Origin of the sequence: Nisaea sediminum (assembly GCF_014904705.1) — a bacterium.
Classification (GTDB): domain Bacteria; phylum Pseudomonadota; class Alphaproteobacteria; order Thalassobaculales; family Thalassobaculaceae; genus Nisaea; species Nisaea sediminum.
The window spans coordinates 212,609-234,039 of record NZ_JACZCQ010000006.1 but is presented as its reverse complement, the minus strand read 5'-3'; the positions used below and the strand labels follow the sequence as shown (position 1 = coordinate 234,039).

Sequence of the window (21,431 nt, the reverse complement as noted above, 5' to 3'; positions counted from 1 at the left end):
TGATAGCCGGGGTTTCCGCGATCTGAATGTTGTGGCTCATTCGGGCACATCCGCCATGCTCTGCACGCGCCCGGTGACCTCCCAGAAAAGGTTGTTCTCGACCTTCTTCATCGCCATGGCGAAGAGTTCGAGGCCGTTCGGGACCGTCCTGATTTCCACACCCTCGAAGCCGGCCTCGCGGAGCTTGCGGAAGAGCGTACGCTTGGTGAAGGCGGTGCGATGCGCCATGAACCGGTTGCCTTTGGCGATTTCCCAGCTCGCTCCGAACAGCATATCGAGGGCCATGACGTCATGTTCCTCGTCATAGACCTTGGCACGGTAGAGCGGTTTCTCGGGGCCGTGCTCGATCACCCGTCTGCAGATACCCTCGAGGTCGGGTGTGCGGATGGTGGCGAAGCCGCGATCGCCCAGAACCCTGTAAAAGCTGGCGAGGCACTGCGGCACGACATGGGACTCAAGATGTTCAATATTGTGTTTCGAGAACACCATCGCGGCCGATCCGTCCGGAATCTTCGACAAGGTCGCGATATCGTCGATCACGTCCGGCTCGACCGAAGGATCGATATCCACGCGGACCTCGCGCCATTCGTTCTCGAAGTCGAACGGCGGCAGGATCTCGGTGCTCTGGCGTCCACAGCCCACATGCAGCAGCGTTTTCATTGAGTCTCGATTCGGCCTTTCCCTTGAGAGGTTCATGCATACAGCCGCCGTTGCGCGTGTTCAATCGCCCAGACCGCCTGTCCCCAGCCAAATTGCTTGTCATGAAGTGTTCCGCCGCTAGACTCCGCCGAGGTTTCCCCGATGCCCAAGCTGGACCGCAGCCATGACCGATCTCGCCATTCCCGACGATCAGACCGCCGCCTCGAACGGGGACAACCATCTCTATCTGGTGGACGGTTCCGGCTATATCTTCCGCGCGTTCCACGCTTTGCCGTCGATGAACCGGTCCGACGGCACACCGACCAACGCGGTTTTCGGCTTCACCAACATGCTGCTGAAGCTGGTCGAGGATATCGAGGCCGACCATGTCGCCGTCATCTTCGATACAAAGCGGCTGACCTTCCGGAACGAGATTTTCGCCGACTACAAGGCGAACCGGGACGAGCCGCCGGAGGATTTGCGCCCGCAATTCTCGCTGATCCGTGACGCGGTCCGCGCCTTCAACGTGCCCTGCCTGGAGATGGAGGGCTACGAGGCGGATGACCTGATCGCGACCTACGCCAAGCAGGCGAAGGAAAAGGGGATGCGGGTCACCATCGTCTCCTCCGACAAGGACCTGATGCAGCTCGTCGATGACGGGGTCGACATGTACGACCCGATGAAGAACCGGGCGATCGGCCGCGACGAGGTGTTCGAGAAGTTCGGTGTCGGACCGGAGCGGGTGGTCGACGTGCAGTCGCTCGCCGGCGACAGCGTCGACAACGTGCCGGGCGTGCCCGGGATCGGCATCAAGACCGCGGCGCAGTTGATCACCGAATATGGCGATCTCGACACGCTCCTCGCACGGGCGGAGGAGATCAAGCAGCCGAAGCGGCGGGAGAACCTGATCGAGTTCGCCGAGCAGGCCCGGATCTCCCGCGAGCTCGTTCGGCTGAAGGACGATGTCGATGTGGTCGAGCCGCTGGAGCGGCTGACGGTCGAGGATCCGGATCACGCGACCGTGCTCGCCTTTCTGAGGGAAATGGAATTCAAGCGCCTGATCGCGCGCTACGAGGCGGAACTGGCGGACGGACAAGCGGTGGCGGGCGGTGGCAAAACGGCAGCCGCGCCGGCGGAGGGCTCGGTCGGCTCGCCGAAGCCGGAAGGCGAGGTCGCCTACGAACTCGTGCAGGAGGTGGAAGATCTCAAGCGCTGGATCGCGATGGCGCATGAAGAGGGGACGGTGGCGATCGACACCGAGACGACCTCGCTGAACGCGATGCAGGCCGACCTCGTCGGTGTTTCGATGAGCATCCAGCCGGGCAAGGCCTGCTATATCCCGCTCGGCCACGAGAGCGAGGGAGAGGCACAGGGCAGCCTCCTCGATGGCGGATCGGACAAGGAGCGTCCGAAGCAGATCGATCCGAAAGTGGCTCTCGGACTGCTGAGGCCGCTTTTCGAGGATCCGTCGGTTCTCAAGGTCCTGCACAACGCGAAATACGACCTGCTCGTGCTGGCGCAGGAGCGGAACGGCGGGATGAATGTCGCGCCGGTGGACGACACGATGTGCATGTCCTACGTGCTCGAGGGCGGGCTGCACGGGCACGGACTCGACGAGCTCTCGGAGCTGCATTTCGACCATACCAACATCAAGTTCTCGGAAGTTTGCGGCAAGGGGAAGACGCAGATCCCGTTCTCCCGGGTGGCGCTGGACAAGGCACTGGACTACGCGGCCGAGGACGCGGACATGACGGTGCGCCTCCACCGCGCGCTCCGGCCGGAGCTCCCGAAAGCCGGATTGCTGACGGTCTACGAGACCCTGGAACGGCCGCTGATCCCGGTGCTGGTCGGCATGGAGAAGGCGGGGATCCGCGTCGATCCGCAGATCCTGCGCGACATGTCGAAGGATTTCGAGAAGCGGCTGGACGAGCTCGCGGTGGAGATCCACAAGCTGGCAGGCGAGGAGTTCAACATCGGCTCGCCCAAGCAGCTCGGCGAGATCCTTTTCGACAGGATGGGCCTGTCGGGCGGCAAAAAGGGCAAGACCGGCGCCTATGCGACCGGCGCCGACATCCTCGAGGAGCTGGCGGCGCAGGGTCACGATCTGCCGGCCCGGGTGCTGGACTGGCGCCAGCTCTCCAAGCTGAAATCGACCTATACCGACGCGCTGGTGGAGGCGATCAATCCGGAGACCAGGCGCATCCACACGTCTTATTCCATGACCGGTGCGAGCACCGGGCGGCTGAGTTCCAACGATCCGAACCTGCAGAACATTCCGATCCGCTCGGAAGAAGGCCGGAAGATCCGTACCGCCTTCGTCGCCGAGCCGGGGAACAAACTGCTGGCGGTCGACTATTCCCAGATCGAGCTGCGACTGGTCGCCCATATCGCCAATATCGAGAGCCTGAAACAGGCGTTCCGCGACGGAATCGACATTCACGCCCAGACCGCCTCGGAAGTGTTCGGTGTGCCGCTGAAGGACATGGACCCGACCACAAGACGAAACGCCAAGGCGATCAATTTCGGCATCATCTACGGCATTTCCGCCTTCGGTCTCGCCCGGCAGATCGGCACGGAGCCGGGCGTCGCGAAGAAATATATCGACGCCTATTTCGAGCGCTATCCGGGCATCCGCGACTACATGAACGAGACCAAGAGCTCGGCCCGCGAACATGGCTATGTCACGACGATCTTCGGCCGCCGGGTGCACATCCCGGGGATCAAGGACAACAATCCGGCCCGCCGCGCCTTCTCCGAGCGCGCCGCGATCAACGCCCCGATCCAGGGTTCTGCCGCGGACGTGATCAAGCGCGCCATGGTGCGGATCAACCCGGCGCTCGACGAGGCGAGCCTGAAAGCGAAGATGCTGCTGCAGGTGCATGACGAACTGCTGTTCGAGGTGCCGGAAGCCGAGCTCGAGAAGACGACGGAGGTGGTGCGCCGGGTGATGGAGGGCGCCGCCGATCCGGTGGTCGAACTGTCCGTGCCGTTGGTGGCAGATGCCGGCACCGGCGACAGTTGGGCCGAGGCGCACTGAGGCGCAATCCGGGGAGGAGGGTCCGATGTTAAGTCACGTAACGCTCGGCAGCAACGATCTCGACCGCGCGGCTGCCTTCTACGATGCGGTCCTCGCCACGCTCGGGATCGCCCGCTTCTTCCGCGACGAGCTCCATGCCGGCTACGGCGATACCAAGGGCGACCAGACCTGGGTCATGCGTCCTTTCGATGGCAAGCCGGCAACGGTCGGTAACGGGACCCATATCGCCTTTCTCGCTTCGGACCGGGCCTCGGTCGACGCGTTTCACGCTGCCGCGATTGCCCATGGCGGCAGCGACGAAGGGGCACCGGGCCTCCGGCCGCACTACCACAGGAATTATTACGCCGCCTATGTCCGCGATCCCGACGGCAACAAGCTGCAGGCGGTCTGTCATTTGCCGGAGGCATCATGAGCAGTCCGCCGCGCCCGAAGCTGAAGCCCAAGGCCAAACCGCTTCCCGTCACGGTGCGGCAGGCGGAAGAACGGGACAAGGCGCGGATGGTCGAGATCATGGACCAGTGCTGGGAGGCGACCTGGATGCCGTTCATGCCGCCGGCGGTTCCGGCCCGTTACCGCAACGAGAATCTCGGTCAGGCCTTCGTCGATCACGCCTGGCAGACCTGCAGGGTGGCCGAGGCTGATGACGGCAAGACGGGCGTGGTCGGCTTTTCCTTCCTGCTCGACCGGCAGATCAAGACCATCCAGATTCTACCGGAACATCAGCGCCGGGGCGTCGGCCGCGCGCTTCTGGAGGATGCCGAGGCGGAACTCGCGAAAGCCGGCCACAATTCTGTCTATGTCGAATGTGACGTCTTCAACGCCCGCGCGGCTGTGTTCTACCGCGCCATGGGCTACGAGGAGACCGGCCGGATCGATACCGACATTCTCGGTTATAGGGTCGCGACGCACGTGTTCGAGAAGGCGCTCGGCGACGGGTAATGCCGACTACACCCGGATGTCAGGCGGTCCGGGTGAGCCAGGCTTCGGCTTCCGCAATCTCGTCCATCCTGAACCCCTTGATCTCCAGTCCGGGGATCAGCGCACCCTCGATATCGGACGCGGTGCGGAGCCAGCCTTCGTCGCTGAGAACGGCGCAACGGTCGAAGCGCCCAAGCATCCTGAAGAGCTGTGGCAGGTGCCCGAACTTCACGCCGATGGCGGCCAGGCTCGGCCAGGGAAACTGGTGGAGCCGGTAGAGCAATTGACCATGCTCGATGTCTTCCGTCACCGCGATCAGTTCCTCAATCGCATTCTGCATTGTCTCTTCGTCGATGCTGTCGCCTTCGAACTCCATCTCGATGCGGTTCGGCGCGGTTTTCGCGATCTTGATCATGGGGCGTCTCCGGTCCGTTGTTTGAACATCATATGGGGACGAAAGCGGCCGGCCGAAGGGACGGCATGTCGCAAGCACCAATAGGTTACCAATAGGTCGTCATCTCCACGCAAGTGGGGACCCAGGGAAGACGGGCTGAGCTCTACGATCCCTGGGTCCCCGCTTTCGCGGGAATGACGATCTTTTAGATCGATGTGAAAACAGAAAAGGCCGCCCGGAGGCGGCCTTTTCGTTGTTCGGCGTGAAGCACAGATCAGGCGGCGGCCTTGACCCCGGCTTCGATCACGGCGGCTTCGACATATTTCTCGAATTGCCGGAAGTTCTCCTGGAAGCGCTTGCGGAGATCGGCCGCGGTGGCGTCGTAGCCCTCCTTGTCCGACCAGCTGTTGCGCGGGTCGAGCACTTCGGACGGCACGCCCGGGCAGCTCTCCGGGATGAACAGGCCGAAATGCGGCTCCTGTTTCACCGGGACCTTGTCCAGCTTGCCGGCGAGCGCGGCCCGGACCATCGCGCGGGTGAAGGCGATCTCCATCCGCTTGGCGCCGGAGCCGGCGCGGCCGCCCTGCCACCCGGTATTGACCAGCCAGCAGGTCGCGCCGTGCTTGGCGATGCGCTCGCGCAGCATCTCGCCATAGACGCTCGGGTGACGCGGCATGAAGGGCGCGCCGAAACAGGTCGAGAAGGTCGCCTGCGGATCGTTGCCAAGACCCTTTTCCGTCCCCGCGACCCGTGCGGTGTAGCCGGAGAGGAAGTGGTACATCGCCTGTTCCGGCGTCAGCTTGGAGATCGGGGGCAGAACGCCGAACGCGTCCGCCGTCAGCATCATGATGTGCTTCGGATGACCTGCGGTGCCGCCGACATCGGTGTTCGGAATGAAGTCGATCGGGTAGCAGGAGCGGCTGTTCTCGGTGAGGCTGCCGTCGTCGAAATCGACCTGGCGCGTGTCCTGGTCGTAGACCACGTTCTCCAGAACGGTGCCGAAGCGCTGCGAGGCGGCGTAGATCTCCGGCTCGGCTTCTTCGGAAAGCCGGATCACCTTCGCGTAGCAGCCGCCCTCGAAATTGAAGATCCCCTTGTCGGACCAGCCGTGCTCGTCGTCGCCGAGCAGGATGCGGGTGCCGTCGGAGGAAAGCGTCGTCTTGCCGGTGCCGGAGAGGCCGAAGAAGATCGCGCTCTCGCCGTCCTTCGAGACGTTGGCCGAGCAGTGCATCGGCATCACGCCGACATCCGGGAGCATGTGGTTCAGGATGCCGAAGATCGACTTCTTGATCTCGCCCGCGTACCAGCTGCCGCCGACGATCACGAGGCGCTTGTCGAAATTGACCAGGATGAAGGTCTCGGAATTCAGCCCGTCGGCCTCGCCCGCGGCCTGCAGGCCCGGCGCCTGAAGCACGGTGAACTGCGGCTCGAAGCCTTTGAGTTCGGCCGCTTCCGGGCGGCGGAACATGTTCTTGGCGAAGAGGTTGTGCCAGGCGGTCTCGGTCACGACGCGGACCGGCAGGCGGTAATCCTCATCGGCGCCGGCGAAGCAGTCGAGCACGTAACAGTCGCGGTTCTGCATGTAGCCGGCGAGACGGCGGTGCATCTCGTCGAACAGCTCCGGCGTGCAGGGCCGGTTTACGTCGCCCCAGTTGATCTGGTCGTGGACCGACGGGGTATCGACGATGAACTTGTCCTTCGGAGAGCGGCCGGTGTGCTTGCCGGTCTCGACCGCGAGCGCGCCGCCCGGGACGATCTGGCCCTCGTCGTTGCGGATCGCATGTTCGTAGAGTTCCGCTACGGAGAGATTCCAGTAGGCGGTTCCGAGATTGAACAGCCCGTGCTGTTCCAGATCCTTTGCGGATCGTTCCTGGCCCATGAGACTCGTTTCCTCGATCTAGCTTCAGTGACTCCGCGCGGAAATTGCGACTCTTTTTTGCGGTTCCGCTCCGTTTAGGTCGGAGATTGTTACGAGTCTGTTTCTGCGATTGCAACCGCGCGGCGGATCCTTGGCGTGAAAAAATGCCGCATTATTCCGCGGCACTCTGCCGCGCCCGCTTGACCAGCGCGACCAGCGCCTTCCGTGTCTCTTCCGCGTCCCGGACCGGTGCGTCGTAATCGAGCCGGGCGACGGCGCCGCCGAGACGCAGGTCGCAGCCTTCCGTGTCGCATCCGGTCATCTCCCAGCCCTCGCCGGAAAGTTCCAGAAGAACAGAAGCGTAGAGCTGATTGGCGTCGGCATGGTCCTCGTTCATGTGGGCGACGATCCCGGCTTCGGCCTCTTCCAGTTCCGGCGCCCGGCCGGCGAGGATGTCGCTCGCGTCGACCCAGTGGATGCGCCCGAAGCCGGCAACGATATGCGCCCGCTCGACAGTCACCCGGTAGAAGCTGAAATCTTTGAAGCCGGCAAACATTCGCGCGGAGGAATGGCGGCGGAGATAGCGTTCGGCGTGGCGAGCGTCATCGGTTTTTTCGATCCGGCCGAGCACGGTGGCGCGGGGACCGGTCAGGGGCTCGTCATAACCGCCCGTGCCGTCGAACAGCAGCGAGACGCGCGGGTCCGCCTTGAGGTTCTTCGTATGCTCGGCAAGGTCGGACAGCAGCAGCAACGGGCTGCCGTCCTGATCGACCGCGGCCATCACCAGCGAGCCATAGGGCCAGGCATCCGCACCGGTCATGGCAGTCGAGAGCGTCGCGCGGTCGAGCGAGCGCATCAGGTGCCGGATCTGAGCGCCGGGAGTCGGATTCTGTTTCTCGTCGTCGCTCATGGTTTGTCGTCTCCGTTTGCTACCTTGGCCGGAATCAATATCGCGCCGGAGCGGAAGCGCAAGGGCGGATGGCAGGCAGTGGATCCCGACTTCCGTCGGGATGACGGCGAAGGGGAGGTCTCTTCACAGGCGATTACCGTCATCCCGATGAAAATCGGGATCCACTTGCGCCGCCGAAACAATGCCCAAAGCTTGTCACAGCTTCGCCCCATTCCGACATCATTCAGAACGTAGGAGATTGCAGCACTTGTCCGGCCGGCTGGTTCGATGGCCCGGATCGGTGCAGAATTGGGGGACGCCGCCCTGCGGCGGAAAGGAACGGGTCATGAGCACCATCGCATTGGTCGACGACGATCAGAACATCATTACCTCGGTATCCATCGCGCTCGAGGCGGAGGGGTTCGATGTCCGCACCTTCAAGGACGGCGAGGAGGCCCTGCGCGGGCTGACTCAGCGGCCGGTGGATCTCGCCATTCTCGATATCAAGATGCCGCGTATGGACGGCATGGAGCTGCTCGCCCGCCTGCGCCGCCAGAGCGCGCTGCCGGTGATCTTCCTGACCTCGAAGGACGACGAGCTGGACGAGGTACTCGGGCTCAAGATGGGCGCCGACGACTACATCACCAAGCCGTTCTCCCAGCGCCTGCTGATCGAGCGTATCCGTGCCCTGCTGCGCCGCCAGGAGCTGGCCCAGGACGAGGCCAACCCGGCGAGCGAGGCGGTGCTCTCCCGCGGCGACCTTGTGATGGACGGCTCGCGTCACCTCTGCGCCTGGAAAGGCAGGCCGGTGCCGCTCACCGTGACCGAGTTCCTGATCCTGCGCTCTCTCGCCACCCGCCCCGGACATGTTAAGAACAGGGACCAGTTGATGGATGCCGCCTATGGCGATGCGGTCTATGTCGACGATCGGACGATCGACAGCCACATCAAGCGCATCCGCAAGAAGTTCAAGGGCGTGGATGACGATTTCGAGCAGATCGAGACGCTTTACGGTGTCGGGTACCGCTATCGCGACCCGGCCATGGTGCCCGCCGGCTCGGCATGAGCCTTTCCTGGGGGGAGAGCTTCCGCGCGCTCGGCCGCTGGCGGAGGCCTCGGGGCGTGGCTGACATTCCGGAAAAGGCGGAGACCGCCGCGCAGGAGAGGCCGGCGACGGACGGCGTGCGCCGGCGCCCGCGCATTTCCGGGCTGACCAAGCGGATCCTCGCAATCAACCTTTTCGCCGTCGCGATCCCGCTCGTCGGCCTCCTTTACATGGACCGCTACCAGGACAATCTGATCGAGGCGGAACTTGAAGCGCTGACCCGGCAGGGCAGCATCTTCGCCAAGGGCGTCGCCGCGCTCGCCGTCGAGCCGGAATATTCCGAGGCCACCGAACTCTCGAAGGATCTGGTCCGGCGCATGGTGCGTCACGCATCGGACCAGTTCGGCACGCGCCTCCGGCTCTTCGCGCCCGACGGCCATCTCATGGCGGACAGCAACAGTTTCGGGCGCCAGGGCGGGGTGGTGCAGATCCGTCCGCTTCCGCCGCCGGAGCAATCCGGCATGTCGCCCTCGCTCTGGCTCGACAATCTCTACGACGTCCTGGTGAACTGGCTGCCGCGGGGAGGCGACTTTCCGCACTATGTGGAGCCGCAGATCCAGCGGGCCGAGGATTATCCGGAAGCGCGGGATGCGCTGCGAGGATTGAACGCGCGCGCTGTCCGGACCCAGGCGGACGGGCGCCTGCTCCTGACTTCGGCGGTGCCGGTGCGCCGCTACAAGCAGGTGCTCGGTGCGCTGATGCTGAGCGTCGACGGCGACGAGATCGACAATGCGATGCGCGACGTGCGCTTCGAGATCCTCGGCGTCTTCGCCTTTGTTTTCGCCGTGACCATCCTGCTTTCCCTCTATCTCGCCGGAACCATCACCCGGCCGGTGCAACGCCTGGCTGCCGCGGCGGAAAGGATCCGCCGCGACCGCACCCGGGAGACCGAGATCCCGGGCTTCGAGGGGCGTGACGACGAGATCGGCGATCTCGCCCGCGCAATGCGCGAGATGACCGAGGCGCTCTGGCAGCGGATGGACGCGATCGACCGTTTCGCCGCCGATGTCGCGCACGAGATCAAGAACCCGCTGACCTCGGTCCGGAGCGCGGTCGAGACCGCGGCGAAGGTGCAGGATCCGGAAAAACAGAAGAAGCTGATGGGGATCATCCTCGACGACGTGCAGCGTCTCGACCGTCTGATCAGCGATATTTCCGAGGCCTCCCGGCTCGATGCCGAGCTGTCGCGGACCGGAACCGAGACGGTCAATCTGGCGGCCGTGCTCGCGACTCTCGCCGAGGTTTATGCGACGGCGGACAACCGGCACGGGGTCCGCGTCCAGACCACTGTGAACGGCTCCGCGGATCTCAGCGTCCGGGGCAGCGAGAACCGGATCGTCCAGGTGATCCGCAATCTCGTCAGCAATGCGATCACCTTCTCGCCCGAAGGCGGCTCCGTCCGCCTGACCGCCGGCGCCGATCCGCTCGACGGCCGGGAGGTCATCGTCACGGTCGAGGATGACGGTCCCGGAATTCCGGAGAACAAGCTCGAGGCAATCTTCGACCGGTTCTATTCGGAGCGCCCCTCCGGCGAGAAGTTCGGCACCCATTCCGGGCTCGGTCTCAGCATCTCGCGGCAGATCGTCGAGGCCTCCTCCGGGCGGCTCTGGGCGGAGAACCGGATCGGCGCGGATGGCTCTGTCATTGGCGCCCGGTTCGTCATACGTTTACCCCGCGTGATAGGGTAAAAGCCTGACCTGACCGGGTGGGGATCCGATGGAACTGGTATATGGCACGACCGTCGCTGTCGACGGACGGGCGGTGCTTTTGCGCGGTCCGAGCGGCAGCGGCAAATCCGATCTGGCGCTGCGTCTGATCGAGGCGGGCGCGCAGCTGGTGGCTGACGACCAGACCCGCCTCGTCCGCGAGGCCGGGCGGCTCGTCGCGAGCGCGCCGGACACGATCGCCGGGCAGCTGGAGGTTCGTGGCGTTGGCATTGTGCCGGTGCAGAACGTGCGCCGGGCCCCTCTCGACCTCGTCGTCGATCTGGTGCCGCCGGAGCAGGTAGAGCGCTACCCGGAAGCGGGAACCTGCACTTATCTCGAGATCGGCGTTCCGTTGCTGGCGCTCGCGCCGTTCGAAGCCTCGACACCGGCCAAAGTGCGGCTTGCACTGATCCATTTCACGACCAGATAATGCGGCCTTCGCAGCGGCGCGTTCAGGGAGAGAAAAACGTGCAAGACTCCGCGGAAACCGGCGGAAAACCGATGCGCGTCGTGCTCGTGACGGGCCTCTCCGGCGCTGGCCGGACCACAAGCCTGAAGGTGCTCGAGGATGCGGAATTCGAGGCGGTGGACAACTTGCCGCTGTCGCTTCTCCCGGCCTTGCTGGCGCCGCGGACGGACGCGGAGGGCGGACATCGGATCGCCGTCGGTATCGATACGCGGACCCGGGATTTCACGCCGCAGCGCCTGACCGGCGAACTCGCGGCCCTGCGCGCCAGAAGCGATATTGCGCTGACCGTGGTCTTTCTCGATTGCGACGAGGACGTGCTGGTCCGGCGCTTCACCGAGACCCGCCGGCGGCATCCGCTCGCCATGGACCGCCCTGTTGCCGACGGTATCCGTACCGAGCGGGAGATGCTGGCGCCGCTGCGGGAACGGGCGGACGTGACGCTCGACACTTCCCGGCTCAGCGTCGCCGATTTCAAGCGGGTTTTCTCCGAGCAGCTCGGTATCGGTGGAGAGGGAGGCCTGACGGTGACGGTCACCTCTTTCAGTTTCCGCCGAGGCCTGCCGCGAGAGGCGGACATGGTGTTCGACGTCCGTTTCCTCAGGAACCCGCATTATGACGAAGCCCTGCGCCCGCTTGACGGGCGGGATCCGGCGGTTGCGGACTATGTCGCTGCGGATCCGGACTTTACCGACTTTTATGGACGTCTGGTCGGCTTCCTGAAGCCGCTGATGCCGCGCTTCCAGGCCGAGGGAAAGAGTTACCTGACCATTGCGGTCGGCTGCACGGGCGGACGGCACCGCTCGGTATTCGTCGCCGAAAGGGTGGCTCGGGAGTTGAAGGCGGGCGGCCTTGCTGTCACGTTGTTGCATCGTGACGTCGACCGAAGCGGCCAGGATTGACGCTCGGGCATGGCAGGATTATTCGGCTGAACGACAAGAAAACAGTGCAAAGAACACTGGCAACCGGGGGCTAACTGAATGGGTGCGGAGGCATTGGAATTGCCGATAGGCATTGTATTGGTCACGCATGGCAGGCTTGCCGACGAGTTCCGCGCGGCGGTGGAACATGTCGTCGGGCCGCAGGAGCATATGGCGACGGTCTGTATCGGGCCGGAAGACGATATGGAACAGCGGCGGGCGGAAATCCTGGAGAGCGTGGGAGCGGTCGATCAGGGGCGCGGCGTGATCGTGCTCACGGACATGTTCGGCGGCACGCCGTCGAATCTGGCGATCTCGATCATGGAAAAGGCGAATGTCGAGGTTCTCGCGGGAGCCAACCTGCCGATGCTGATCAAGCTGGCGAGTGTCCGCAACACCCTCGATATGAGCGCTGCGGCCGCCGAGGCTCAGGACGCCGGACGAAAATACATTCGCATTGCTTCCCAGGTCCTCGCCGGGACCGATTCGTGAGCGAGGAAGCCGTGGCGACCCGGTGTGCGGCGCGCGACCTGACGATCGTCAACCAGCGCGGGTTGCATGCGCGCGCGGCGGCGAAGTTCGTGAAGCTGGCCGAGGAATACGAGGCGGAGATTTCCGTCACCAAGGGCGATACAACCGTGTCCGGGCGCTCGATCATGGGGCTGATGATGCTGGCGGCGGCGCCGGGATGCACGATCCGCGTGGAGGCCGAGGGTGCGGACGCGGAAGCCGCGCTGGATGCCATCGCGAAACTGGTGGACGACAAGTTCGACGAAGATTGAGGAATTGACCCCGATGACGAAACGGGTATCCGGAAAGACCGGAGAACGGGTGATCGACGGGGTCGGCGTTTCGGCGGGGATCGCGATCGGCGTCGCCCATGTGGTCGAGACCGGTCTCGGCCAGCTGCCGGAATACGAGATCGACGAAAGCGCGGTGGAAGCGGAGGCGGGCAGGTTCCGCGCTGCGCTCGCGAAGGCGCAGAAACAGGTCAGCAAGCTGCGCCAGAAGACCGTGGGCATGCCGGACTCGGTGGCGGAGGAACTGGCGCCCCTGCTCGATGCGCACGCCGCCATGCTCGGTTCGAGCCGGCTCGGCAAAGGGATCGAGACCCAGATCCGCGCGCGCCGGATCAATGCGGAAGCGGCGGTTCAGCATGTCGTTCATGACATCGCCGAAGCCTTCGCGGCGATGAAGGATCCCTATCTCGCGGCCAGGGTGACCGATGTCCGGGACGTTGCCGGACGGGTGCTCCGCAACCTCGCGGACAAGCCCTATCAGGCCTTTTCAGTGTTGCCGAAAGACGCCGTCATCATCGCCGACGAACTGAGCCCGGCGGACACCGCCCTGCTCGATCCCAAGCGCGTGGCAGCACTGGCGACAACGGCGGGCGGGCCGGAGGGCCATTCCGCGATCATGGCGCGCTCCCTGGGCCTGCCGGCGGTTCTCGGGGTGCCCGGGCTGCTCGGCAAGGTGAGGTCGGGTGACCGCGTTCTGGTCGACGGCGAGCATGGCCGGATCGTGATTTCGCCGAGCGCGGAGACCCTGGCGGAGTTCGAGCGCAAGGCCGAGGCGCGCAAGAGGCTCGAAAGGCAGCTCGCCCGTTTGCGTTCCCTGCCGGCGGAAAGCCGCGACGGGGAGATCATCACCCTGCAGGCCAATCTGGAAATGCCGCGCGATGTCGAGCCGGCTCTGACCGCCGGCGCGGAGGGGGTTGGGCTGCTGCGCACCGAGTTCCTGTTCATGAACCGGGACAGCTTGCCCGACGAGGACGAGCAATATGCGGTGCTTCGCGGGATCGTGGAGGGGCTTGAGGGACGCCCGGTGACCATCCGGACGCTCGATGTCGGCGGCGACAAGATTTCGACAGCGCTCGGCGGCCGGATCGGAGTCTCGCCGAATCCGGCATTGGGGCTGCGTGGCATCCGACTTTCTCTCGCAGAGACCAAGCTGTTCGAGACCCAGCTCGCAGCGATCCTGCGCGCCGGCGCGCATGGGCCGGTGCGCCTGCTCCTGCCGCTGATTTCCTCTGCCGAACAGATCCGGCAGGCGCGGAAGATCCTCACCAAGGTGGTCCGCCGCCTGACGCGCAAGGGTGTCCGCATCGCGGATCCGGTCCCACCGCTCGGGGCCATGATCGAGGTTCCGGGGGCGGCGCTGATGGCGGACGGGCTCGCGCGCGAGGTCGATTACTTCGCCATAGGGACGAACGATCTGACCAGCTACGCACTTGCCATAGACCGCAGTGACGAGGCTGTGGCGGGGCTCTATAACCCTCTGCACCCGGCGGTTCTGAGGCTGATCCAGTTCACCGTCCAGGCGGGGCACCGGGCCGGGATCCCGGTCAGCATATGCGGCGAGATCGCGGGCGATCCGCGCTATGCGCCGCTGCTGGTGGGGCTCGGCGTCCGCGAGTTCTCCATGACCTCGCACAGCATCCCGCGGGTGAAACAGAGGATCCGCGCGATCGATACCGGCGCGGCAACGCGGCGGGCGCTGGCGATCATGGACCAGGGCGATGAGGGGCGGATCTCCGCGCTGCTGGACGATTTCAACGACAGTCTCTAGTCTCGGCTTTTCTTTCCCGCTCCTTCGGGTGTGCCCCAGATGACTTTTGCCTTGAACGCGGACGTGCTCGATGCGATCGAGCCGCCGATCGCCGAATCCCAGACCTGGATCGCCGGCCGGACATTCCCGGCGGAGAAGCCGCTGCTTGACCTCTCGCAGGCCGTGCCGAGCTATCCTCCGGCAAAGGAGCTGACCGACCATGTCGCCGAGCGCGCGGCGCATTTCGAGACCGCGCAATATTCGGTCATTCGGGGGTTGTTGGAACTGCGCCAAGACCTCGCGGCGCATGTCGGCCGGCGCTACGGCGGTAGCCTCGGGCCGGAGCATGTGCTGATTTCGGCCGGCTGCAACCAGGCCTTCTGCATGGCGGTTCTCGCCGTCGCGCGGGCGGGCGACGCGGTGATGCTCCCGGTGCCCTATTACTTCAATCACCAGATGTGGCTTGAGATGCAGGGGATCGACCCGATCCACCTGCCGTTCCGCTTCGACCGCGCCGGGGTGCCCGACCCGGAGCAGGCGCGCGAGATGCTGACGGATAAGACGAAAGCCATCGTGCTGGTCAGCCCGAACAACCCGACCGGAGCGGTTTACCCGCCGGAGGTGATCGCCGAATTCCGCGATCTTGCCGCCGAGAAGGGCATCGCGCTGATCCTGGATGAGACCTACCGGGATTTTCTCGAGGACGAGGACGGACCGCCGCACAATCTGTTCCAGGACGAGAAATGGGGCGAGACGCTGATCCAGCTCTACAGCTTCTCGAAGACCTTCAGCCTGACCGGTTATCGGGTGGGATCAGTAATCGCGGGCCCGAAGGTGATCGACGCGGTGACCAAGATCATGGACACGATCCAGATCTGCACGCCGCGGATCTCGCAATACGCGGCGCTTTACGGCCTTCGCCATGTCTGGCCATGGGTGGCGGAGAAGCGTGCCATGCTGAAAGGCCGCAAGGAGGCGCTGGAGGCGGCTTTCCGCTCGAACGATCTCGGCTACGAGCTGGTCTCCGCCGGCGCCTATTTCTCTTATGTCCGCCATCCCTTCGAGGATCTGACGGCGAAACAGGTCGCGCGCAAGCTGGCGGACGAGCAGAACATCCTCTGCCTGCCGGGCAGCTTCTTCGGGCCGGGGCAGGAGCGCTTCCTGCGCCTCGCCTTCGCCAACGCGAGCGCCGAGGTGATGCCGGAGCTGGCGAAACGGCTGCGCGCCAGTCTGGCGGCATGATGGATATCCGTCCCTACGACCCGGCGCGGGACGATCTCGCGGAAATCGTCGCTCTGGTGCATAGGGCGTTCGCGGAGTATCGCGGGGTTCTGAAGCCGGAAAGCGGTGCGCTCTCCGAGACCGTCGAGAGTCTTGCGAAGAGGCTGGAGAAAAACCGGCTATTTCTGGCTGAGGAGGTAGGGAAATTCCGCGGTGCGGTGTTCGCGACGCGGAAGGGGGATGCGGTCTATCTAGACCGGCTCTCCGTCGATCCGGAGGCGCGTGGGCGGGGGATTGCGAAGCGGCTGATCGAAGTTGTGGAACGTCACGCTCGTGAGACGGGTGCGGTGCGGGTCACGCTCGGCGTCCGGCTCGCTCTCTCGCAGAATATTTCCTTCTTCCAGCGCCTGGGTTTCGTCGAGACAGGCCGTCAGGCCCATGCGGGTTTCTACGCCCCGACTTCGATGGATATGGAGAAGCGGTTTATCCAGTGATTTAAGAGCCGTGATTTTAAAGTTTATTTTTTCAACACTGGTAATATCGGGATATTTGCTTCAGCATTCCAAGATAACTGAGAGACGACAGTGCGAAAATAAGGATAGGATGTAAATTTCCCAACTCTCGTAAGGAAAGCTTTCGCCGGATCATCTGAAACCGGTGGTATATCTCCATATGCAATCACGTAGGTGGCGTCGACTTTTAATAGATTTTTATTCCTGTGCTTTGCGACGCATTTCCAGTTTATTTCCCCGACTAAGGTTCCGCTGTTTTTGTCAAAATGTGTGAAATTAAACCCTCCTTCGAAACTAAATTTTACTTTATCAAAATTATTTCTTTCAAATTGATAATAATCAGGATCAACGTTGAATGTTAATCCATTTAGTCTGACGTCAATTAATTGTGCGGCCTCGACGACCTGATCATATTGTTGAATATGATCAGGTTTTGCTGCTACCAAACTGTCGCTGCCTTTTTTCTTAGGCGGCATCGGAGGCCTCCACAGTCTCTCGCCGCGCCGCCGCGTTATCGTTCGAAATCATTTCCATCTTATGACTGGTTCGAGATTGGGAAAGGGTCGCAATCAACCTTTCAAGAACATCACAGTCCGATTTCGCTTTGACGCGTGGTTCATTGCCCCGAGCAATAACGTCAGATTGCCATTTGCTCTCACTAGAGGTGCGCGCATTCCCTGCGGCAGCTTTTTGTTTAAGTGCGGAGAAGGTAGGCGTATATCCCATTGCATAGAAGACTTTGGTGATATTCTCGGTCGTGAGGTTGGCCTCATCGTCAAGAATTTGGGAAACACGGGCAGCCGAAATCCCCATTTTCTTCGAAAGAGTCTTTTGATTCAGGCCTTCGGCGTTCATTGCACGCAAAATTTCATACTGAATTTCAGCCTTAAAATCCTCCACCGCGAAGATCAGTTTTTCTTCGTCATTTTTCGGTCCGAACATTCCCCTACTCCCGAGCTTTTATAGTAGAGCGGCAAATTTTTTTGCCGCGGCTTTTAGTTTAGATTTGTTTGCTTGGTCCTGCTTCTTTCCCGTATCAATTTCTGTGCCAACGAAATCTCCGCCGGGGAGAAAACTTCCATAGATCCGCAGCTGATAGGCTTTAAATGCGAATACAGGGATTTTCTTTCCATCCGGTTTCCCATTTGAAAAGTCTCCCTGCTTCTTGAATTTGGTGTCGTCGAGATGCAAATATTCAAGCCCATCATTCGCAAAAAAACCCATATATTTCAAACATCTTGCCCTGTCTTTAGGTGATGCCTTTTCTAGGTTTTTTGACACTTGCTTAGTCAGCCAGACGCTGTGCTTTTCTCCTTTAGAGATCTCGATGCAGTCCGATTGATTCACGAACGTTAACTCGCTGATTAATTAAGTTATATGTTATTTTCTTCGACGGTGTCGAGGATCGAACTTACTATGCATAGAGGCTATGCAAATTCGTGTTAGCGAGACAACTTAAATTCGTAGATATGTAGCGTTCTTAAACCGACGCACCTCATATTGTGGCGGTTGGGCAATGTGAGTTGCAAATCCGAGGATATATTTTTCTCAAAATGGCATTAAATCGACGACTATCTCATTTCTTCGGGGGGCTCGCTAAAAGCGATTTCTGCAATCGTTAGATAGCGAGGCGGGTGATCTAAATAGCTAGATTTTGCCCTAGCCATTCCGCTGGATAAACGCCGAGAGCCGCCGCCCCGCTTCGTCGAGCGTCTCGTCCGAGGCGCCGTAGCTGAGGCGGAGATGGCCCGCGAGCATCTTGCCGAAGCCTTCTCCCGGCAGAAGGGACACCTTCTGCTCCTCCAGCAGTTTCCAGGCGAAATCGATCGTGTTCATGCCGGTCTCGCGGATGTCGAGCATCAGGAACATGCCGGCATCGGGTTTCCGCAGCTTCACTTTCGGAACGGAGGCGAGCGCGTCGCAGACCCGGTCGCGGCGGTGGCGGTAGAGTTTCCTAATATTGTCGACCGTGTCTTCCGCCTCGTCCAGCGCGGTCATCGCCGCTTCCTGTACGAAAGGCGGTGAGCCGAACAGCATGGCGCTCATGACGTGCTCCACGGCCTTGATCGTCTCCGGGGCGGCGACGACCCAGCCGAGGCGCCATCCGGTCATCGCAAAACTTTTCGAGAAGGAATAGACCGAGACGGTGCGGTCTTTCATGCCGTCGATCAGGCGCGGGCAAAAATGCGGCTGCTCGTAGGTCATGGTGCAGTAGACCTCGTCCGAGATGAGCCAAAGATCGCGCTCCCGGCAGAGCGTGGCGATCGCTTCCATCGTTTCTCGGGGCCAGACGGCGCCGGTCGGGTTGTTCGGGGAATTGACGACCATGGCCCGCGTTTCGGGGCGCAGCGCTGCGCGGATGTCGTCCATATCCGGTCGGAAATCGTTCTCCGGGCGCAGCGGCACCTGGGTCAGCGTCGCGCCGCGGGCGATGAGAGCGCCATAATAGGTGACGTACATCGGATCGAAGGCGATCACGTGGTCGCCCGGATTGAGCGTTGCTAGACCGGCGGTGAAGACGCCGCACTGGGCCCCGGGGATCACGGCCACATTCTCCACACCGACAGGCTCCCCGATCCGTTTGCTGTGGAAGGCGGCAATCTTCTCACGCAACGGCATGAGCCCGATATTGGGCGTGTAGTGGTGATGGCCCGCCTGCAAGGACTTCACCGCGGCGTCGACGATGCGCTCGTCCGTGGTGAAGTCGTGGTCTCCTACGGAAAGCACGATGAGGTCTTTTTCGCCGGTGCGCGAAAGTCTGCGGGCTTCGGAATGAACGGCCCAGGCGTCGTCCGCTTCGGACCCGCCCATGGCGGCGATATAGGAGGAGTGTACGGGCATCTGGTCGGGCTTTCGGCAGGCGGCGGGAATGCCAGATAATGCGGCTGGCCAGAGCCTGTCAATGCGGCCCACTTGCCCATTGCCGGGTTGCCCCTACATTGCGGGCCTGATATAGCCCTCATCGCTCGATACCGGCAGCTGGCCGGTGCGAATCTGTTCAAGGAGCTGCCCGAATGGCCGATACCGCGTTCACCGATTACAAAGTCGCCGATATTTCCCTCGCAGATTGGGGCCGCCGCGAAATCGCCATCGCGGAGACCGAGATGCCGGGCCTGATGGCGCTGCGCGAGGAATACCAGGGCAAGAAGCCGCTGGCCGGCGCGCGGATCACCGGCTGCCTGCATATGACGATCCAGACCGCGGTGCTGATCGAGACGCTCGTCGATCTCGGCGCCGAGATCCGCTGGAGCTCCTGCAACATCTTCTCGACCCAGGATCAGGCTGCGGCGGCGATCGCGGCGGCCGGCATCCCGGTCTTTGCCTGGAAGGGCGAGACCGAAGAGGAATATGACTGGTGCCTGCGCCAGACCATCAAGGGCCCGGACGGCTGGACCCCGAACATGCTGCTGGACGATGGCGGCGACCTCACGCTGATGATGCATGAGGAATATCCGGAGCTTCTGGAAGACGTCCGCGGCGTCTCCGAGGAGACCACGACCGGCGTGCACCGGCTCTACGAGATGGCGAAGGCCGGCACCCTCAAGGTCCCGGCGATCAACGTCAATGACAGTGTTACCAAGTCCAAGTTCGACAATCTCTACGGCTGCCGCGAGAGCCTGGTCGACGGCATCCGTCGCGCGACCGACGTCATGCTGTCGGGCAAGGTTGCCGTGGTCGCCGGATACGGCGACGTCGGCAAGGGCTCGGCCGCGAGCCTGCGCAACGGCGGCGCCCGCGTGCTCGTCACCGAGATCGATCCGATCTGCGCCCTGCAGGCGGCGATGGAAGGCTACGAGGTCGTGACCATGGAAGAGGCCGCGCCGCGGGGCGACATCTTTGTCACCGCGACCGGCAACAAGGACATCATCACGATGGACCATATGCGGGCAATGAAGGACCGCGCCATCGTCTGCAACATCGGCCACTTCGACAACGAGATCCAGGTCCAGCCGCTGCGCAACCTGCCGTGGCACAACGTGAAGCCGCAGGTCGACGAGATCGAATTCCCGGACGGCAAGCGGATGATCCTGCTGGCCGAAGGCCGCCTCGTGAACCTCGGCTGCGCCACCGGTCATCCGAGCTTCGTCATGAGCGCCTCCTTCACCAACCAGACGCTGGCGCAGATCGAACTCTGGAACAATCACGCCAAGTACGAGCGCCAAGTCTACGTGCTGCCGAAGAAGCTGGACGAGAAGGTTGCGGCCCTGCACCTGAAGAAGGTCGGCGCCATGCTCTCGCAGCTTTCCAAGGACCAGGCCTCCTATATCGGCGTCACGCCGGAAGGTCCGTTCAAGCCGGATACCTACCGTTACTAAAAACACATCGTAAGCGGCGGCGCTTGACCCGCCGCCGCTTACCCTTATCTGAAGCCATACGCACTCGCGTCGAGAGGACGGACCCATGCGGTGGCTTATCCCCGGAATGATCGGAGCGGCGTTGCTGGCCGGAAAGGCCGAAGCGCGCGAACTGGACCTGTCCTACGCGATCTATTTCGGCGGTCTTTCCGTTGCGGATTTCCAGTCGAAGATCGAGTACGGCGCCAACGATTACCGGGTGACAACGGAAGCCCGGTCGACCGGAATCCTCGAATATTTCTTCCCGATCAACGTGACGAGCGAAGGACTCGGCGCCATTGCGGACGGGCGGGTCGAGCCCGAAGCCTATCTCAGTCACGGCACCTTCAATGGCGAGCCGCGGCGGATCTCGCTCAGGAACCGGACCGGCGCCGCGCCGGAGATCACCATGGATCCGCCGCGAGATCCGGAAAAGCGCGATGCGGTCCCGGAAGCTCTTCAGCTCGGCACACTCGATCCTTATGCGGCGGTTGTCGCGCTTGCCCTCAAGTCCGACGGCCATCCCTGCGAGGCCGAGCTTCCGGTCTTCAACGGCCGGACGCGGACCGATTTCAGGCTGAAGCGCGCTGGGACCGACCGGCTGCAGAAGACCGATTACAGCGCCTTCAGCGGTCCCGCGGATGTCTGCGAGGTCGAGTACCAGACGCTCGCCGGCGGCTACAAAAAACCGTGGTTCGGTCAGGACAAGTCCAATTCGCGGACCCGCCTCTGGGTCGCGCGGCTGAGTGCGGACGGACCTTGGGTTCCCGTCCGGCTCGAGGCGGAAGGCCTGTTCGGCGTGGTGGTCGGGCATATCACCAGCGCCTCGGAACGTGTCGACCTTGCCGAACGCGCCTTGCTGAAACCCTGACAGGTCGCGCATTC

General features: G+C 62.8%; 22 protein-coding genes. 14 read left to right on the top strand and 8 right to left on the bottom strand.

All coding sequences use genetic code 11. The annotated features are described in order from the left end of the window. Positions 1 to 36: 36 nt before the first annotated feature. Positions 37 to 660, bottom strand: coding sequence for a class I SAM-dependent methyltransferase (locus IG122_RS13115; protein WP_193184210.1), 624 nt, complete (start codon positions 658 to 660; stop codon positions 37 to 39). A gap of 163 nt (positions 661 to 823) precedes the next feature. Between IG122_RS13115 and polA the strand changes: the two genes are divergently transcribed. The 3 genes from polA to IG122_RS13100 are packed head-to-tail and all read left to right on the top strand — an operon-like array spanning position 824 to position 4,615. Beyond that, positions 824 to 3,676 (top strand): DNA polymerase I, encoded by a 2,853-nt coding sequence (polA, locus tag IG122_RS13110; protein ID WP_193184208.1) that lies wholly within the window; start codon positions 824 to 826, stop codon positions 3,674 to 3,676. Positions 3,677 to 3,701: 25 nt separating this feature from the next. Beyond that, complete coding sequence (locus tag IG122_RS13105) at positions 3,702 to 4,088, top strand: VOC family protein (RefSeq protein WP_193184206.1); 387 nt, start codon at positions 3,702 to 3,704, stop codon at positions 4,086 to 4,088. Next, positions 4,085 to 4,615 carry a GNAT family N-acetyltransferase gene (locus tag IG122_RS13100; RefSeq protein ID WP_193184204.1) on the top strand — a complete coding sequence of 177 codons (531 nt, stop codon included), beginning with the start codon at positions 4,085 to 4,087 and terminating at the stop codon, positions 4,613 to 4,615. The genes IG122_RS13105 and IG122_RS13100 overlap by 4 nt, the downstream gene beginning before the upstream one ends. A gap of 19 nt (positions 4,616 to 4,634) precedes the next feature. On the opposite strand, the gene IG122_RS13095 is transcribed toward IG122_RS13100, so the two are convergent. The 3 genes from IG122_RS13095 to IG122_RS13085 all read right to left on the bottom strand — a co-directional run bounded on the left by IG122_RS13095 (position 4,635) and on the right by IG122_RS13085 (position 7,756). Beyond that, positions 4,635 to 5,009: a SpoIIAA family protein gene (locus tag IG122_RS13095; protein WP_193184202.1), complete on the bottom strand. Its 375-nt coding sequence runs from the start codon at positions 5,007 to 5,009 to the stop codon at positions 4,635 to 4,637. Between the two features lie 253 nt (positions 5,010 to 5,262). Then, positions 5,263 to 6,867 (bottom strand): phosphoenolpyruvate carboxykinase, encoded by a 1,605-nt coding sequence (locus IG122_RS13090; protein ID WP_193184200.1) that lies wholly within the window; start codon positions 6,865 to 6,867, stop codon positions 5,263 to 5,265. Between the two features lie 151 nt (positions 6,868 to 7,018). Then, positions 7,019 to 7,756, bottom strand: a complete 738-nt coding sequence (locus tag IG122_RS13085) for a HugZ family pyridoxamine 5'-phosphate oxidase (RefSeq protein ID WP_226893553.1) — start codon at positions 7,754 to 7,756, stop codon at positions 7,019 to 7,021. 325 nt (positions 7,757 to 8,081) lie between these two features. Here IG122_RS13085 and IG122_RS13080 point away from each other — a divergent pair, with 325 nt between their 5' ends. From IG122_RS13080 to IG122_RS13040, 9 genes are all read left to right on the top strand, one after another. Continuing rightward, a complete protein-coding gene (locus tag IG122_RS13080; protein WP_193184198.1) occupies positions 8,082 to 8,801 on the top strand; it encodes a response regulator transcription factor in 720 nt (239 codons plus the stop codon). Positions 8,802 to 8,857: 56 nt separating this feature from the next. Continuing rightward, positions 8,858 to 10,528 (top strand): stimulus-sensing domain-containing protein, encoded by a 1,671-nt coding sequence (locus IG122_RS13075; RefSeq protein WP_319024881.1) that lies wholly within the window; start codon positions 8,858 to 8,860, stop codon positions 10,526 to 10,528. A 28-nt stretch (positions 10,529 to 10,556) separates the two neighbouring features. Beyond that, positions 10,557 to 10,976 carry an HPr kinase/phosphorylase gene (locus IG122_RS13070; protein WP_193184194.1) on the top strand — a complete coding sequence of 140 codons (420 nt, stop codon included), beginning with the start codon at positions 10,557 to 10,559 and terminating at the stop codon, positions 10,974 to 10,976. Between the two features lie 38 nt (positions 10,977 to 11,014). Beyond that, entirely contained in the window at positions 11,015 to 11,914 is a 900-nt protein-coding gene (rapZ, locus tag IG122_RS13065; RefSeq protein WP_319024880.1) for an RNase adapter RapZ, read from the top strand. 78 nt (positions 11,915 to 11,992) lie between these two features. Beyond that, complete coding sequence (locus IG122_RS13060; protein ID WP_193184190.1) at positions 11,993 to 12,424, top strand: PTS sugar transporter subunit IIA; 432 nt, start codon at positions 11,993 to 11,995, stop codon at positions 12,422 to 12,424. Next, complete coding sequence (locus tag IG122_RS13055; RefSeq protein ID WP_193184188.1) at positions 12,421 to 12,714, top strand: HPr family phosphocarrier protein; 294 nt, start codon at positions 12,421 to 12,423, stop codon at positions 12,712 to 12,714. The genes IG122_RS13060 and IG122_RS13055 overlap by 4 nt, the downstream gene beginning before the upstream one ends. Positions 12,715 to 12,727: 13 nt before the next feature. Then, positions 12,728 to 14,500 (top strand): phosphoenolpyruvate--protein phosphotransferase, encoded by a 1,773-nt coding sequence (ptsP, locus tag IG122_RS13050; protein WP_193184186.1) that lies wholly within the window; start codon positions 12,728 to 12,730, stop codon positions 14,498 to 14,500. Between the two features lie 39 nt (positions 14,501 to 14,539). Next, positions 14,540 to 15,721, top strand: a complete 1,182-nt coding sequence (locus IG122_RS13045; RefSeq protein ID WP_193184184.1) for an aminotransferase — start codon at positions 14,540 to 14,542, stop codon at positions 15,719 to 15,721. Further along, a complete protein-coding gene (locus IG122_RS13040) occupies positions 15,718 to 16,194 on the top strand; it encodes a GNAT family N-acetyltransferase (RefSeq protein WP_193184182.1) in 477 nt (158 codons plus the stop codon). Before IG122_RS13045 ends, IG122_RS13040 begins: the two co-directional genes overlap by 4 nt. Positions 16,195 to 16,217: 23 nt before the next feature. Here IG122_RS13040 and IG122_RS13035 read toward each other — a convergent pair whose 3' ends face one another. From IG122_RS13035 to IG122_RS13020, 4 genes are all read right to left on the bottom strand, one after another. Further along, positions 16,218 to 16,688: a hypothetical protein gene (locus tag IG122_RS13035; RefSeq protein ID WP_193184180.1), complete on the bottom strand. Its 471-nt coding sequence runs from the start codon at positions 16,686 to 16,688 to the stop codon at positions 16,218 to 16,220. Next, positions 16,678 to 17,154, bottom strand: coding sequence for a helix-turn-helix domain-containing protein (locus IG122_RS13030; protein ID WP_193184178.1), 477 nt, complete (start codon positions 17,152 to 17,154; stop codon positions 16,678 to 16,680). Before IG122_RS13030 ends, IG122_RS13035 begins: the two co-directional genes overlap by 11 nt. Positions 17,155 to 17,172: 18 nt before the next feature. Then, positions 17,173 to 17,559, bottom strand: a complete 387-nt coding sequence (locus tag IG122_RS13025) for a hypothetical protein (RefSeq protein ID WP_193184176.1) — start codon at positions 17,557 to 17,559, stop codon at positions 17,173 to 17,175. 312 nt (positions 17,560 to 17,871) lie between these two features. Next, complete coding sequence (locus IG122_RS13020; RefSeq protein ID WP_193184174.1) at positions 17,872 to 19,053, bottom strand: pyridoxal phosphate-dependent aminotransferase; 1,182 nt, start codon at positions 19,051 to 19,053, stop codon at positions 17,872 to 17,874. 173 nt (positions 19,054 to 19,226) lie between these two features. Between IG122_RS13020 and ahcY the strand changes: the two genes are divergently transcribed. Beyond that, entirely contained in the window at positions 19,227 to 20,528 is a 1,302-nt protein-coding gene (gene ahcY / locus IG122_RS13015) for an adenosylhomocysteinase (RefSeq protein ID WP_193184172.1), read from the top strand. An 85-nt stretch (positions 20,529 to 20,613) separates the two neighbouring features. Next, positions 20,614 to 21,417 (top strand): DUF3108 domain-containing protein, encoded by an 804-nt coding sequence (locus tag IG122_RS13010; protein WP_193184170.1) that lies wholly within the window; start codon positions 20,614 to 20,616, stop codon positions 21,415 to 21,417. Positions 21,418 to 21,431: the final 14 nt, after the last annotated feature.